This window comes from Bacillus sp. UNC322MFChir4.1 (assembly GCF_000746135.1).
Taxonomy (GTDB): domain Bacteria; phylum Bacillota; class Bacilli; order Bacillales; family Bacillaceae_G; genus Bacillus_A.
In genome coordinates, this window is the sequence record NZ_JQKQ01000010.1 from 66,354 (window position 1) to 82,788 (window position 16,435).

Annotated in this window: 17 protein-coding genes and 1 pseudogene; 1 reads left to right on the forward strand and 17 read right to left on the reverse strand. The window is 36.2% G+C overall.

Annotated features, from left to right (window positions below):
- Positions 1-125: 125 nt before the first annotated feature.
- The 17 genes from BR72_RS03395 to BR72_RS03475 form a co-directional block, all read right to left on the reverse strand.
- Positions 126-2,069, reverse strand: a complete 1,944-nt coding sequence (locus BR72_RS03395; protein WP_035430121.1) for an AMP-binding protein — start codon at positions 2,067-2,069, stop codon at positions 126-128.
- 233 nt (positions 2,070-2,302) lie between these two features.
- On the reverse strand, positions 2,303-3,844 hold the full coding sequence (locus BR72_RS03400; protein ID WP_035430122.1) for an acyl-CoA carboxylase subunit beta: 1,542 nt from the start codon (positions 3,842-3,844) through the stop codon (positions 2,303-2,305).
- Positions 3,845-3,846: 2 nt separating this feature from the next.
- Positions 3,847-4,635, reverse strand: coding sequence for an enoyl-CoA hydratase (locus BR72_RS03405; RefSeq protein WP_035430124.1), 789 nt, complete (start codon positions 4,633-4,635; stop codon positions 3,847-3,849).
- 4 nt (positions 4,636-4,639) lie between these two features.
- Positions 4,640-5,551, reverse strand: coding sequence for a hydroxymethylglutaryl-CoA lyase (locus BR72_RS03410; RefSeq protein WP_035430126.1), 912 nt, complete (start codon positions 5,549-5,551; stop codon positions 4,640-4,642).
- A gap of 21 nt (positions 5,552-5,572) precedes the next feature.
- Complete coding sequence (locus BR72_RS03415) at positions 5,573-5,788, reverse strand: acetyl-CoA carboxylase biotin carboxyl carrier protein subunit (protein WP_035430128.1); 216 nt, start codon at positions 5,786-5,788, stop codon at positions 5,573-5,575.
- A gap of 28 nt (positions 5,789-5,816) precedes the next feature.
- Positions 5,817-7,154 (reverse strand): acetyl-CoA carboxylase biotin carboxylase subunit, encoded by a 1,338-nt coding sequence (locus BR72_RS03420; protein WP_035430129.1) that lies wholly within the window; start codon positions 7,152-7,154, stop codon positions 5,817-5,819.
- A 14-nt stretch (positions 7,155-7,168) separates the two neighbouring features.
- Complete coding sequence (locus tag BR72_RS03425; protein WP_035430131.1) at positions 7,169-8,314, reverse strand: acyl-CoA dehydrogenase; 1,146 nt, start codon at positions 8,312-8,314, stop codon at positions 7,169-7,171.
- A 213-nt stretch (positions 8,315-8,527) separates the two neighbouring features.
- Positions 8,528-9,496, reverse strand: coding sequence for a YbgA family protein (locus tag BR72_RS03430; protein WP_035430133.1), 969 nt, complete (start codon positions 9,494-9,496; stop codon positions 8,528-8,530).
- Positions 9,497-9,500: 4 nt separating this feature from the next.
- A complete protein-coding gene (locus BR72_RS03435; RefSeq protein WP_035430134.1) occupies positions 9,501-10,154 on the reverse strand; it encodes a TetR/AcrR family transcriptional regulator in 654 nt (217 codons plus the stop codon).
- 25 nt (positions 10,155-10,179) lie between these two features.
- Positions 10,180-11,199 (reverse strand): ABC transporter permease, encoded by a 1,020-nt coding sequence (locus tag BR72_RS03440; protein ID WP_035430417.1) that lies wholly within the window; start codon positions 11,197-11,199, stop codon positions 10,180-10,182.
- Positions 11,199-11,927 (reverse strand): ABC transporter ATP-binding protein, encoded by a 729-nt coding sequence (locus tag BR72_RS03445; RefSeq protein ID WP_035430136.1) that lies wholly within the window; start codon positions 11,925-11,927, stop codon positions 11,199-11,201. The genes BR72_RS03440 and BR72_RS03445 overlap by 1 nt, the downstream gene beginning before the upstream one ends.
- A gap of 375 nt (positions 11,928-12,302) precedes the next feature.
- Positions 12,303-12,584, reverse strand: coding sequence for a hypothetical protein (locus BR72_RS03450; RefSeq protein ID WP_035430137.1), 282 nt, complete (start codon positions 12,582-12,584; stop codon positions 12,303-12,305).
- A gap of 157 nt (positions 12,585-12,741) precedes the next feature.
- Positions 12,742-12,951 carry a hypothetical protein gene (locus BR72_RS03455; protein ID WP_035430139.1) on the reverse strand — a complete coding sequence of 70 codons (210 nt, stop codon included), beginning with the start codon at positions 12,949-12,951 and terminating at the stop codon, positions 12,742-12,744.
- A 20-nt stretch (positions 12,952-12,971) separates the two neighbouring features.
- Positions 12,972-13,163, reverse strand: a complete 192-nt coding sequence (locus BR72_RS03460; RefSeq protein WP_035430140.1) for a hypothetical protein — start codon at positions 13,161-13,163, stop codon at positions 12,972-12,974.
- A gap of 382 nt (positions 13,164-13,545) precedes the next feature.
- Complete coding sequence (locus BR72_RS03465) at positions 13,546-13,995, reverse strand: DUF6376 family protein (RefSeq protein ID WP_035430143.1); 450 nt, start codon at positions 13,993-13,995, stop codon at positions 13,546-13,548.
- Positions 13,996-14,227: 232 nt separating this feature from the next.
- Positions 14,228-14,620: a GtrA family protein gene (locus tag BR72_RS03470; protein WP_035430145.1), complete on the reverse strand. Its 393-nt coding sequence runs from the start codon at positions 14,618-14,620 to the stop codon at positions 14,228-14,230.
- 181 nt (positions 14,621-14,801) lie between these two features.
- Entirely contained in the window at positions 14,802-15,650 is an 849-nt protein-coding gene (locus BR72_RS03475) for a DUF2785 domain-containing protein (protein WP_081904768.1), read from the reverse strand.
- Between the two features lie 505 nt (positions 15,651-16,155).
- Between BR72_RS03475 and BR72_RS25220 the strand changes: the two are divergent.
- A pseudogene (locus tag BR72_RS25220) lies at positions 16,156-16,362 on the forward strand (YolD-like family protein); the annotation flags it as partial.
- Between the last annotated feature and the right edge of the window lie 73 nt (positions 16,363-16,435).

Below are 16,435 nucleotides of genomic sequence, written 5' to 3' on the forward strand. Positions count from 1 at the left end.
TTAATCTTGTCATAAATCGACTATTTTTTCTATATTAAGGAAATTATAATTTGTGAATTTTTTTATTACTTACAAACACAAACTAAAAAGCAAACTCCTTCATATTAGGAGTTTGCTTTTTAAACTTACGATTGTTTCTGAGACTGTATTCCTTGAATATATGGCACAACCTCAGGATTTACAAGTGAAGATAAATCTCCAAGTTCTCTTCCTAGAAACGCTGCTTTGATAACGCGACGCATTACTTTTGAATTACGTGTTTTTGGTAAATCTTCGACAACATGAATATCTTTCGGGCACAATGCTTTCCCAATATGAGAGTTTACTAGACTTAGCAACTCTTTTTTTAGTTCTGGTGTAAACGCAGTGCCTTCACGTAACACAACAAAGCAATGGCACACCTCGCCTTTCAATTCATCGGGAACCCCAATTGCTCCGGCTTCGACGACATCACAGTGCTTTACAAGAATAGACTCGTACTCCGCAGGTCCAATACGCTTTCCGGCAATATTTAACGTGTCATCAGAACGCCCTGTAATGATATATTGTTCCCCATCATATAATACCCAGTCACCATGCACCCATTTGTTTTCAAAACGAGACCAGTATGTGCTGACATAACGGTCGTCTTCTTCCCAGAAGCTTTTTGTCATACCAACCCACGGCTTTTCTAGACATAATTCTCCGACTTCATTTTGAACTGGTGAACCATTTTCATCTAATACAACAGCGGCCATTCCTGGCAGCGATGCGTTAAAACTAATTGGGGCAATTGGTTTAATAAGGACGTTTCCAAATATACCACCAGAAATCTCAGTACCACCAGAGTAGTTGCAAATTGGTACTCTTTTTTTGCAAACTGTTTCAAAGAGCCACATCCATGGATCTGGATTCCACGGCTCACCTGTTGAACCGATTACTTCTAAACTTTGCAAAGAATGTTTCTCCAGCCATGAATCGCCTTTTGCCATTAATGAACGAATTAACGTTGGTGAAATGCCAAGATGCGTTACTTCATAACGATCAACCATTTCCCATAAACGATCTGGTTCTGGAAAATCAGGAACACCTTCATATATTACCATCGTCGCACCATTAAGAAGCGAACCAAATAGTAAAAACGGCCCCATCATCCAGCCCATATCCGTAATCCATAACACACGGTCTCCTTGTTTCACATTCATACCAAAACCAGCATCAAATGCTGCTTTTAACGGGAATCCTGCGTGCGTATGCACCGTTCCTTTCGGCTTCCCAGTTGTGCCAGATGTATAAATAAGCATAAGTGGATCATCGCTTTTCATTTCTTCTGCGTGCGTAAAAGGTTTATCTTTTTCAAGAACACTCCATGAAATATCATAATCATGCGGTGTATAATCATTCCCTGCATGACGAACAATTACGACCTTTTCAACACTTGGGCAATGCTCACATGCTTTATCTACTTCGTCTTTTAATGAAACTGTTTTACCGCGGCGAGCAAATCCATCTGCGGTAATAATCATTTTAGCTCCTGCTGCTTGTACGCGCGTCATCACTGCATCTGAAGCAAACCCTGAGAAAATAGGAGAAATGATTGCACCAATTTTCATAACAGCTAGCATAGCAACTACTGTTTCTGGAATCATTGGCATGTAAATGGTTACACGATCTCCTTTTTCAATTCCTAAATGCTTTAAACCATTTGCAACGCGGCTTACCAAAGTGTCTAACTCTTCATATGTAAACGATTTTGATGTACCATTTTCACCTTCCCAAATAAGAGCCTGTTTTGTTTTCGTATCATCTTCCGCAATCCAACGTGATAGTGCAGATTCTACAACATTACAAGTTCCATCTAAATACCATTTGGCAAACGGAATACCGTTTGCTAAATCTAATACCTCTGTATATGGACGCATCCATTGATAACCCACCGCACGCTCTGCTTCTTCCCAAAGCCACGCTGGATCTTCAATAGACTTTTCATAAAATGTTTCATAATCTTCATACCCAAGCGATTGCATCCATTGAAATAAGCGCGTATTTGCTTTATATTCCTCGTCCGGAAACCAAACTGCTTGCTTCACGATTTGTCCCTCCTTATTTTTTCGAAAAAGAAAGCCCTTTGGCAGGGCAATCTCATTCATGTATAAATCTATTTCGATGTTTCAACATATAAGTCACTGCTATATAAAGCACAAATGACCTGCACTCGTTTTCTCTCTTTGTTTTCATATCTCACGTGGTAGAAAAAGGATCTGACCGCTTCAATGCACGGCCAGACGCTCTCACCCATCTAAAAAAAAGATTTTTATGATTTTTATACCGGATAAACCGGATGTTTACGATCTGTAAATACTTGATATTTACTCATATACATTTCAAAACGTTGTTTCAACTCAGTGCGTAATTGGTTTGGATGAACAATACCATCAATAACCATTTCTGATGCAAGACGATAAATATCAATATCCTGCTTATACTCTTCACGTTTTTGCGCGATAAAGCTTGGTCTTTCTTCTTCTGGTAGTGCTGCAATTTTATTTGCATACACTGCGTTTACCGCTGCTTCTGGTCCCATTACCGCAATTGATGCCGTTGGAAGAGCAAGGCAGCAATCAGGTTCAAATGCAGGGCCCGCCATCGCATATAAACCTGCACCGTATGCTTTTCGGACAACGATTGAAATTTTCGGCACAGTTGCTTCACTCATAGCGGAAATCATTTTCGCACCGTGACGAATAATACCAGCTCGCTCTACCTTCGTACCAATCATAAAACCTGGTACATCAGCTAAGAATAAAAGCGGAATATGATAAGCATCGCAAAGTGTAATAAATTTCGCTGCTTTATCAGCAGAGTCATGGAATAGTACGCCGCCTTTCATACGAGGCTGATTTGCAATAATACCAATTGGCATACCGTTAATACGCGCAAACCCAGTAATAAGCTCTTGTGCAAATAGCTTTTTCACTTCAAAGAAAGAGTCTTCATCTATTACACGTTTAATTAAATCGTGCATATTAAACGGTGCATTTTGATTTTCCGGGATAACTTGTTCTAACGTTTTTTCGAATGCTTTCGGTTCTTGAGGTTCTGTCATTGGAGCTTTTTCTAAGTAGTTGCTTGGGAAGTAAGAAATATATTGACGTGCTTTTGAAATGGCATCTTCCTCTGTTTTGCAAAGTACATCACCGCAACCAGATACAGAGCAATGCATACGTGCTCCGCCCATTTCTTCTAATGTCACTTTTTCACCGATAACCATCTCAGCCATACGAGGCGAACCAAGATACATAGAGGCATTTCCTTCAACCATCATTACAACGTCGCAGAAAGCAGGAATATATGCACCGCCTGCAGCAGATGGGCCAAATAGTAAACAAATTTGCGGTACTTTTCCGGATAATTTCACTTGGTTATAAAAAATACGCCCTGCCCCGCGTCTACCTGGGAACATTTCAACTTGATCAGTAATACGTGCACCAGCAGAATCGACAAGATAAAAGAGTGGTACACGTAATTTTTCAGCTGTTTCTTGAATACGTAAAATTTTTTCTACTGTACGAGCCCCCCACGATCCTGCCTTTACAGTAGAATCATTTGCCATTACACAAACAGTGCGCCCATTTACTTTACCAGTTGCGGTAACTACTCCATCCGCAGGCAATCCTTCTTGTTCACAGTTTGCAAATAATGCATCTTCGACGTACTCACCGTTATCAAACAAAAGCGCCAAACGCTCACGAACAAATAGTTTTCCTTTCGCTGCATTTTGCTCATGATATTTTGGTGCACCGCCTTGTTTTATCGTTTCTACACGCTCTTCTAATGTACGAGATTGTTGTTTTTGATCTAGCATACTCATTCCCCCTTATAAATCGGCTTCCGTTTTTCGCGAAATGCTTGTAGTCCTTCTAAACGGTCTTTCGTATGAATAACACCTTCATACGCCTGCTTTTCCATTTGTAAACCTGTCTGCAAGTCTACTTGCATCCCATTTGTAATCGCTTCTTTTGCACGGCGAACTGCAATTGGACCGTTCGCTGCAATTTTTTTAGCAATTTCAACTGCTTTTTCTTCTAATTGTTCAGCAGGAGTAACATATTCAACAAGTCCGTATTCCTTTGCTTCTTCAGCCGAAATACGTCTTGCCGTATAAATTAATTCTTTTGCACGCCCCATTCCAATTAAACGCGGAAGACGTTGCGTCCCGCCTGCTCCTGGAATAATCGCAAGCGATGTTTCTGTTAAACCGAGACTTGCTGTTTCTGAAGCAATGCGAATATCACAAGCAAGACTTAATTCCGTTCCGCCGCCAAGCGCAATTCCATTGATAACTGCAAGAACAGGTTGTGATAATTGTTCTACCATATCCATCGTAGAGCGAATCATTCCAACCGCATCGCGCACTTGTTCTTCGTTCATATTGGCACGTTCTTTTAAATCTGCACCTGCACAAAATGCTTTTGTTCCAGCCCCTGTAATCATTACGACACGAATATCGTTTTCTTCATTAATGCGACTTAGTGTATCTTGTAGTTCTTCTAAAAGAGCAAGTGATAAAGCATTTGCTTGACCTTCACGATGTAATGTGATTTTCACAATATGAGGCGTTACATAATCAACTGAAATATTTTGCAGCTGTAACATCTGATCACCTACTCACTGTTTTATGTTGCAAAGCGCGGTATACGTGACTTGGAATCTGCATATCGAGCTTGCTTTCGATAAATTTTGTTGCTTGTAATAACTTTTCTTCGTTTATGTTCGTTTGTACACCCATTTTATGAAGCATATGAACTAAGTCATTTGTTGCGACATTTCCAGACGCACCCGGTGCATACGGACATCCACCAAGACCACCGCATGAACTATCAAAAGTTGTAATGCCGCATTCTAATGACTTTACAACATTAGCAAGTGCCATTCCGTACGTGTTATGAAAATGCATCGCAAACTTAGAAGAATCATATTTTCGGAGTAGGTGCTCTAGTACACGTTCTACTTGCACTGGATTTGCCACTCCGATTGTATCCCCAAGTGATACTTCATAAATGCCATATGAAAACAATTTGTTACAAAGTTCATCAACTTTATGAACGTCCACTTCTCCCTCATATGGGCAACCAAATACAGTCGATACATATCCGCGAACCATTTTTCCAGCAAATAATGATCGCTTTGTTACCTCTTCTATAACAGAAAGTGCTTCATCAATGGATTTATTTATATTTTTTTTATTATGTGTTTCACTAGCAGATAAAAAGACGTTCACCTCATCTACATTTTGCAGAAGCGCCCGTTCCAAACCATTTTGATTTGGAACGAGAGCTGCATATGTAACCTGTGGATTCCGCTCAAGCATAGCAAACACATCTTGTGCATCAGCTAAAGCAGGAATCCATTTAGGGTGAACGAAAGATGACACTTCAATATAAGAAAGACCTGCGTCTGCTAGCATATGAATCCATTTCACTTTATCTTTTGTACCAACAATTTTCTTTTCATTTTGCAAACCATCACGCGGTCCGACTTCTTTAATAGAAGCAAAAGAAGGTAATTTCAATCGATTGCACCCCATTTCTCACTATTCGATTTCTATTAATACATCTCCCTCATTCACAAAATCGCCTTCTTGCACAAGAATTTTCATAACAGTGCCACCTTCTTCTGCAACGATTGGAATTTCCATTTTCATAGATTCTAAAATGACGACATCTTGATCTTCCTCTACTGTATCTCCTACACCTACTACAATTTTCCAAACGTTTCCTGCCATCGATGCATATACTTTTGTCATCATTTATTTCCCCCTTTAAATTTCGTAACCTTTATTTTTTCACAAGCTGCTTCGTTACAAAGCTAGTTGTGTAAATACCGCTTTGGAATACTTCATCTTCTAAAACTTGCAGAAGCATTGACGTATTTGTTTTAATCCCCTCTACTTTTAGTTCCTCTAGTGCTACTTGTAGCTTTTGAATTGCTTCTTCTCGCGTTTCTCCATGTGCAATTACTTTCGCAATCATCGGATCATAAAACGGAGTAATCGCTACACCATCTTCTAAGAAATGATCAATGCGCACTGATGTTGGAAGAGACAGAGAGGTAATTTTCCCTGGTGATGGGAAGAATGTTTTTGGATCTTCCGCATAAATGCGCGCTTCAATGGCATGACCACTACGCTTTACTTCATCCTGTGTAAACGAAAGGCTTTCGCCTGATGCAATTCGCAGTTGCTGCTCGACTAAATCAAGACCAGTTATCTCTTCTGTAACTGGATGTTCTACTTGTAATCTCGTATTCATTTCTAGGAAATAGAAATTCTTCTCATCATCAACTAGAAATTCAATCGTTCCTGCATTCGTATAACCGAGTGCTTTCGCAGCTTTCACTGCAACCTCTCCCATTTCTTTACGCGTTGCTTCATCTAAAAATGGAGACGGAGCTTCTTCAATCACCTTTTGATTACGGCGCTGCACCGAACATTCACGTTCCCACAAATACACCGTATTCCCTTGTTGATCAGCAAGCACTTGAATTTCAATATGGTGCGCATTTGTAATTAATTTTTCCATGTACATTTCTCCGTTGCCGAAGAAATTCTTGGCACGTGTTTGATTACTCTCAAACGCTTTAGTGAGCGCTTGTTCAGTTTCAATGACTTGCATACCGATGCCCCCGCCGCCAGCGGATGCTTTTAACATAAGTGGATAACCGATTTGACTTGCAATTTCTTTCGCTTCTAAAGCAGTTGGAATGCTAGATGAAATACCAGGCACTATAGGAACTTCAGCCGCTAGCATTGCCTTACGAGACTCAATTTTGCTTCCCATCTTTGCAATGACATCTTTGGAAGGTCCAATAAAGACAATGCCTTCTTCTTCACAACGAGCTGCAAATGTTGTGTTTTCTGACAACAAACCGTAACCTGGATGAATTGCCTCTGCTTTTGTTTCTTTTGCAATTCCAATAATCTTTTCAAGATTCAGATAACTATCTTGAACACGAGGCCCTCCGACAAGATGCGCTTCGCTTGCCATCTTCACATGAAGAGCAGATTCATCAGCTTCTGAATAAATTGCTACAGTTTGAATACCAAGTTTTTCACACGTTTTTATAATACGAACAGCAATTTCACCGCGGTTGGCAATTAATATTTTTCGAAACATAGTGAACCCTCCCCTTAGCGACATCCTAAATGTCTTGAAATTACGAGACGTTGAATTTCAGAAGTACCTTCACCAATTTCTAATAGCTTTGCATCACGAATATGACGCTCTACTTCATACTCACGCATATATCCGTAACCACCATGAATTTGCACCGCTTGGTTAGATACACGGCTTGCTGTTTCAGATGCAAAAAGTTTTGCCATCGCAGCTTCTTTTCCAAATGGTTTATCATTGTCTTTTAACCAAGCAGCCTTATGTACCATATTGCGCGCCAATTCAATTTCTGTTGCCATATCTGCTAATTTAAATTGAATTGCTTGAAAGTTTGATAGAGAACGGCCAAATTGCTTGCGTTCTTTTGCATATTGCAGTGCGCGCTCAAATGCAGATTGAGCAATCCCTACTGCTAATGCAGCAATCGAAATACGACCACCATCTAACGTATATAAAAATTGTTTAAATCCTTTATTTACATCCCCAAGAATATTTTCCTTCGGTACACGAACGCCATCTAAAACAATTTCACATGTATTAGAAGCACGAACACCCATTTTGTCGTATGGACTAGAAATTGTTAATCCTTCGCTATTTGTTGGAACGATAAAAGCAGAAATACGTTTTTTGCCGTTTTCTTCAACACCGTTGATAGCGGTTACAATAATCGTATTTGCATACTCAGCATTTGTAATCCAGCACTTCTCGCCATTAATTACATATTCATCGCCATCCAATACTGCTTTCGTTTGTGTGCCGCCTGCATCAGACCCAGCATTTGGCTCCGTTAATCCAAATGCACCAAGTGTCTTACCCGATGCCATTGGAACTAAATATTTTTGTTTTTGTTCTTCTGTACCAAAATAATAAATTGGAGAAGCACCCAGTGAGATTGTTGCCGCATAACTTAATCCTGTGCCACCACAAGCACGGCCAATTTCTTCAACTGCTAGTGCATACGATAACGTATCGCCGCCAGAACCACCGTATTCTTCAGGGAATGGGATTCCTAACAAACCAAGTTCGCCCATTTTTTGAAACGTTTCGTATGGGAATTCTGCCGTTTTGTCGTAATACACAGCCTTCGGAGCGATTTCCTTTTCAGCAAAGTCGCGCACCATTTCTTTAATCATTTGTTTTTCTCTAGTAAGAGTAAATTCCATTTGTCACACCCCTTATCGAATTCGTTATTTCGACAGCGTGCGTGTATATAGTACAAACATTACTCTAGGAAAAGAACGAATAGTAGTAAGATAATTGCTACAATTCTGTCACAATTTAATTGTAAAACAGAATCTATACTGATGCACAAAAAAATTCCTACATTGTTCTACAACAACATAGGAATAAAAAAGACGAATTTTGTATTATTTTGTTTAATAATCTCGACCCTTTCCAGAATCTGTGATTTCCACTAACATTTCTGGATACGGTTCAAAATATGTTTGTCTCAATAAATATGTGTCTTCAAAACGTATTGCCCACGATTTTAAAATGGTAAGTAAACTGCTTAAAGGTATTTTCTTTTCTGCATACTTACTAAGTAAAGAAAGAAAATGATCCTTTTCTTCTTTCTTTAACTTATTTTTAAAATACCCAAAAATATGCTGACATACGTTAATATTTGATGTATACCGCGGTGTACGATTTAACAATACATACAATATTTCCTCATATTTCGCAAACACTTCATCAATCGATTGTTTTTCCTTATTCGCAATGACGCGACCTAATTCTTTTTGCTTCGTTTGATTGTACGCCATGAATAAGTACTTATGATCAGACTGAAATTCAACTAATGCTTTCATACTTTTATTTTTCTTCAATGTTTTAAAATGTGAAATTGTAAATAGCTGTGTCAAAAAATGTTCGCGGATGATAAAGTTCGACAATCTTCCTTCTTCCTCAATCGCTAAATGTGAAAATTTCGCTAAAACTGCACTACCAAATAACCCGGCGCCTTTGCCTTTTGTGGGTGCCTTTCCTAATCCAGCATATATTTTCACATCACGCGTTCCGCAGCTCGGTGACCTATTTTTCAAAATGAAACCATCCACATCCGGTAAAGAAGCTAAAAAGACATTTGAAAATTGTTGCATTTTCTCCGTTAAATCAGCACTTGTTGATGGCTGCACTAATTTTTGCATACCATCTTGTTCGACAATGCGAATTGTTTCTCTTGGAATTCCAAGTCCAATCTCCACTTCTGGACAAACTGGAATAAATTCTACATAAGGCTGTAGATTACGTACTGTTGCATCGGACAGCTTATCACCGTTATAACGGCATGCTTCAAATTCTAAACATTTACTTACGACAACTGTTGGTTTTACAAATTGCCTCATCTGCTTACCTCCGAGGTGTTAGCCCGTATAAAATGAATTGAACAGTAGATTCGATTTCTACCTCATCATCCCATTGTTCTTCTGGTAGTAATAAAAAACGAGTTAAGATTAAGCCAATAACAGCTGATAAGGTGAATCGTAGTACAGCTGGTGTTGGGAGTTCAATAATTTGTCCTTGTTTCTGAAAATGGTCAACAATGTTTTCAAAACGAGAGTAAATTTCCTTTGCAAGTAATTGCTGAATTTCATCTTTCAGTTCTGGTTGAAACGGTACTTCTTGCATTAAAATTTTCAGCATTGGAAAATGTTTTCTCGCAAACTCATAGCGATTTCGAATAACCGTGCGTAGGAAATTTTCATATGATTCATACGTATTTTCAAATATTTCTTTCGCAAAAGTTTGCACAAAAAACGGAGCAGCAAACTTCGTTAACGTTGGCATTACAACCGCAAACAACAAATCTTTTTTCGTTTTATAGTAACGGAAAATCGTTCCCTCTGCTACACCGGCACGCTTCGCTATTTCACTCGTTGAAGTTGCCGAATATCCTTTTTCACTAAACATGTCTACTGCCGCTTCTAAAATGCGCATTTGCCGTTCATTGCGCTTATCTGTCCCCGTGGCGGCAATTAATTCTTCTAGCCAATCCTCTTTCATTGACATACTCCTTTTTTTCTTTCCATTATATTCTTCTATGCTTCTTCAAAGCAAACACGTTACCGAATGTAAACACAATCGCAAATATTAATAAAACCCCGAGATCACCAGCAATTTCGCTAAACCCTTGATTTCGAATCATAACTTGCCGCATCGCATCTGCACCGTATGTTAATGGAAATAACTTTCCTAATAGCTGTAACCACCTATTCATAGACTCAATCGGAAATAAACCAGAAAAGAAAATTTGCGGTACAATAACCAATGGGATAAACTGTATCATTTGAAACTCGTTGTTTGCATATGCCGATAAAAACGTTCCCAGAGTTAACGCTGTTAATGAAAGCATACATGTAATCAATAACGTGAGCCAAGGTGAACCTGCAACATATAAATCTAAGACATACACAGAAAAACTAACAATGAGTACGGATTGAAAAAACGCAAAAATCCCAAATCCAATTATATAACCTACAACAATTTCCCAGCGCCGAATTGGAGTCGATAATAATCGTTCCAACGTACCGCTTAAACGCTCCCTAACAAATGAAACGCCTGATAAAATAAAGACGAAGAAGAATGTAAAGAAACCAATTAATACCGGGCCTAATCCATCAAACATCGTAAAATCAGCTGATCCATGTAAAAAAGAAACTTCAGGCTTCATAGTTGTCGTTTCTTTTTTCTCCATACCTTTTTGCAAAACTTGCATGACAGCACGATTTTTCGATGAATCACTGCCTTCTAACGTTACTTTCATCTTTCCATGATCTATAGTAATTATTGCATCAATTGCTTGATCTTCTAATTTCTTATGTGCCTTGTCTTTATCGTACTCATAAATAGAAGCATCTTGTTTTTTCATTGCATCTACAATTGGTGCCGGTACATCAACTAAAGCAATATGAGGCTTGTAGTCTTTTTGTGTAAATACAAGTGAAAGAAGCCAAAGCAGTAGCATCGGTGCTCCGAACATAAGTGCAAGCGACCGTTTATCTCGGAAAAATTGGCGAATAATACGGATTACAACTCCAAATACTCTCATCATTCCATCGCTCCTTCCAATAAAAAGACATCCTCAATACGCCCAGATGTTGTTCGCTCTTTTAATTCTATCGGAGAACCAGTTGCGATTAACTTCCCTTCACGAATTAAGCCCAGACGTTCACAAAACTCTGCCTCATCCATAATGTGCGTTGTCACTATAATTGTTGTTCCTTGTTTTTTCAGTTCATAAAACTTATCCCAAATTGATTTTCGAAGAACAGGATCAATTCCAACTGTCGGTTCATCTAAAATCAGAAGCTTTGGTTCATGCAAAAGTGACATAGCAAGTGATAAGCGCTTCTTCATTCCACCAGAAAAATGCTGCACTTGCTTTTTGGCATCATCAGATAGCTGCACAAGCTCAAATACTTCATATATACGTTCTCTCTTTTGTTTTCCCTTTAACCCATACATTGTCGCAATAAAATCAGCATTTTCATAAGCAGATAACTCCTCATACAATGCATCTGCTTGCGCCATATATCCAATATGTTTCATGCCATTCAAATTCGGCATAACTGTTTGCAGTGCCGTTACATCCCCTGATGTTGCTTCGCTAATACCAGCAATCATTTTAATAAGTGTCGTCTTCCCCGAACCAGAAGGACCGACTAAACCAAAAATTTCAGCTTCACGAACAGAAAATGAAATATCTTGAATTACTTGTTTCTTGCCAAAGTACTTGGAAACTCCTTTAACCAATACTGCCTCATTAGTTGGAGACATAAATTTTCCTCCTCTTCATTTTTATGAGTGAGTACTCACTTTTATTTTAAACTGATACTATTATATGTCAATTGTTTCTTTTGGTTGTTAGTTACATACATGTTTTTATCTTTATTACTCATTAGTGACATGTTCAGAGATATGTATCTGTATAAAGAAACACATCATCCCTTTTTATCGTTTTAGCAAAAGAATAACTTAGTTTTTAAAAGATCAAATTCATACACGCTTTTTTCAAGCCCCCACTTCAAAACGTGTTAGCGTTCACAAGTGGTGGGAGTTGACTCTAGTAACTGCAATATTCACAAAAATCTCTAAAAGAAAAGACCCTTTAATTAAAATAAAAGGCCTTTACTGTAACTATATATTTATCACCTAAGATTTATATTTTTTTACTGTAAGAGGAATCGTTAAAATGTATAAATCTACAGCATAAGTTGTAACCCATATTCCTTTCCCTTCAGCTGCCAATTGTTCATTTAATTGAGATAAGTGTTCTGAAACTTTTCTTCTCCCCCAGCTTTTAGGAAGCCATTGAAACACCTTAGGAACATTATATTTCTTGTTATACCATACATTTAATCTCCAAAAAATAAAAAAGAATGAAAAAATAATTATGAAAAGAAAGATGTCAAAATACGAAATTCCTAAAATCATATTATATATTCTACCTTCCCGTTAAAATTGTATTAGCCCAGCTTAATTTTCATTCGTTAATCATTTTAAAATTATAAAAATCACAAAATAAGTACTGATTTTCTTCAGTTTCTCTTTTAAATAGCTTTTGAAATTCTAATTCTACAGTTTCCTCTTATTATTTTTCTCCTCTTACAATCACTTTTTTTAAAATGAAATAAGTAATAGAAAATAGTAAACAAGTAGCTATTGTACCAAAAGTTGCAATCGAAATTTTACCCGCCATTGTTTCGTTTGGATCTAATGCATTTGGTAAAATTGTACCAAAAATAGCAAGACAAGCCATTATAATCATAATGTATTTTAATATTTTTATTTTACGATTCATATTGATTCACCCCTATATCCCTAAATGGCAATTTCTAAATATTCTCCTAATATCCAAAAAGATGCCGATCTCAAACCTTGTGATTTTTTACAAATAAATAGAAGAGGAATTTTTATAGCGTTATCATATTTAACTAGAGTTTCCTCTGCTCCTATATGTGGTGCCCTACCTACATAAGCACCTAAACTTCCCTTTCTTTTTATAATAATCAAATAATTCCTCGCAAACGCCTCTATCATTTATTCTTGAAATGTAACCAAAATAAATAATATCTACTGTGATTTTTTGGTATTATATTTTAAGAATAACATATTTACAGCAAGAAGATATACTGCATATGTGAAAGACTTTTCAAATGCAAGTGATGAGTTTTTCTTTTTTAATAGCATATTTTTCATAAATTCATACGAACTTCTCTACTTACTTTACATACAAACCTCATTAATTTTCTGTAAACTAATGGAAACAACTTAAAAATTATGTCCATCGTTCTTCGCATCGGCATTGGACAAATAACTGGCTTATTTTTATGAATATCATTGATGGCAATTGAAAAAATTCCGTTATACATAACGGAATTTTTTTAGACTATATTTACTGACCTAAATTTTGAATCTTATCTTTTAAGTCTTGAACTTGTTGAATTGTCTGCATAAGCTCCGAATTTTTGAATTGTTCTACATCCATTTTTCCTTCTTCTATCTTCTTCAAAGTTGTATCAATTAATTCATTTAACTTTTCATTATATCCAACAATTTGCTGATGCATATCCTTTGCTACATCAGAAGGTGTCAATTCATTAAAAGCTGGAATATCCTTTTGGATTTCTCTGAGTCTAGTTTCTAATTCTTTGCGGGCGGCACTATCGTTGATTGCTTTTTCTACTAATCCCGGCGCTTCATTTGCAAACGCACTCACTTCATTAACATAGTCTATTGCCTTTTGAGCATAGTCAATTGAATTCTTACCTTCTTCAATCATAGAGCAGCCTGTTAAACCAATTACCAGCATAAACAAAAATAACAAAGCTTTTTTTATCAACATTTCTTCATCTCTCCTAAATTCGTACAAATCCACCTATTTATTGTTTACATTTAGAAAGTAAACGTCAAGTAACTCCCAAAAGTATAAATGACAGTTTTAAAAGTTACCTCGTTCTATTATATTTTTTCTAGGTGTGTATTTCTTATGCTTTCATTATCACATCGAAATAGTATATGAACTATCTAATAACCTTACATCAATATGACAGCTTTGTAAGGTTTTATAATATGTTTTATACCATAGCTTCTTTTTTGGGGACTAATATTTTTTTAGAAATTGCAAATGTAAAAGGAATTGCAATTACAGATGAAATCAGAGGTGCGATATCCTTATTTAAATTTAATACATCCACTAAAACATAAATACTAACTGTCGTAATTATAAAGTTTACAATATACGTTAACGGAAATTGTAAAAATTTCTTTAATGTTACTTTTGTTTTATACGTAAAGTATGTATTCATAAAAAAAGAACCGATCATACTCACTATAAAAGCTATACTATGTGCGGTTAAATGATGAAAATGGAAAACATGAGAAAATAATAAATAAAGGAGCCAGTAGTTTAATGTATTCATACATCCTACAAAAACAAATCTAATTATTTGTTTGTAATTATTGCTCATTGCCACCCTCCGATAACATAAACTTAACCATATTTGGTTTATTAAAGTTTCAGTTTTCAACTTATACCTAAATGTTCGATGCTAAGAATGTGATTAAGAAAAGCTATCCTAAGTCGGATAGCCAAAATCTACGCATCTGCTTTCATTTACGTCCCTGCTAGTTGAACAAGTAATAAAGCCTTTAAATTTCTGATAAGCAAGTTTCAATATTTTTTTGCAGTGATAACAAATTAGAATGTGAAGCAATTTCTACATAAAAACTTTTTAAAAATGACTTACAGTTTGCTTTTAGGAACAAATAATGTTCATCATCAAGCTCTTCTTTTTGAGATTTCATTTCCATTGGTATACCTTTGATTAAAGCCCCTACTTTCTCTATCTCTAATCCTCGATTTAACATTGTTAGAATTGGTGTTATAATTCTCCCATCTTCATTATGGATATAAACACCTTTTGTGCAAAATATTTTTTTCCAAAGCGTTTCTAATATTTCTGAGTAATACTTTTGTTCTATTTTTTCGTTTTTTACAAGTTCCTCACAAGCGTCAGCCACATGTGCTACACTATGAGCCCATCCTTTTTCAGGGACATATCCTCTTAGATCTTGTTCCAAATTAATATAATGAATTAACTCATCTTTTACTTTATAAACAATGGATTGAGGTATAAAATGATCCTCATTATCTTTGTATAAAATGATTGCTATTAAAAGTGAGGTAAATGACCTTGTAAACACAGTGTCTGTCCCATTTTCTCCAATCCCTTTAAATAACAAGTCACTTAAACAAAAATCCAATATTTCCGCTAAAAACTCATGCGCAAGTTTATTATCTAATATCAATTGATTAAAAGAACTGTAGATCCATTCTCTAAGTTCACTATCCGTTGAACCGATATGGTTAATCATCGCTTTAACAATATCAATCTTGTTCTCTTCATCCCACGTTTTTTGCCCGCTTTGAATTTCCTTTAAGACTTTTTCCAGTTCATTTTCCTTTATTTGCACTGAGTTGGACAGTAAGTTCATCATTTAATTTTCTTCCTCCTAGTTTATAGCAAGAACAATGCTGCTAGGATAAGGAGTCCATAAACCTAGGTAAGTACATGAATAATCATTTACCAATAAGCAAATTAAAAAGATTATCTATTTACGATAATCTCACACAAGTTCATTTCAGATCATTATTGCTTAAGGTTTAACGTACCTATTATAAGTAGGCTTAATGCTGGACATCGTAATTGTTCTTGTATGAAATTTAAAAGTATACAAGATTATTCCTCCTTCCACAAATATATTTCCTAACATATTCCATTATACAATAATGTCCAACTTTAACAATTAAAATTTATGAATCTTTAGAATATTTTATTTTATAATATGAAAGTAACACTTCTATCAGTGGAGGTATTTTCATCTCTCACTGAACCAATCGAGCTTTTACGGGCAGTTCAAGTTAATAAGTATAACTCCATTGGCTTTTTTTACATAGTAGACTCATGAGAAATAATAATTAACTACGTTTTTAAATGAATTATATGAAAAACAAAATCATGTTCCAATGCCAATTTTAGATGAACAGCAATTAGAAGCTATAAATGAGATTTTATGTGAGGCGATGGCTAAAAATCTTGAAGTAAGCGTTTCGTATCATAAACAGGAAAGAATATATTTGGAAACGAGCTATATTGACTATTATGATACATTTAGAAATGAATTAAGAATTATTAAAAACGCTTCCTAAGCTAGTATTCTATGGTAAATAAAAAGAATCCACTTTGAAAAAAGTTTGATCAAAATGGATTTCATGACATTCA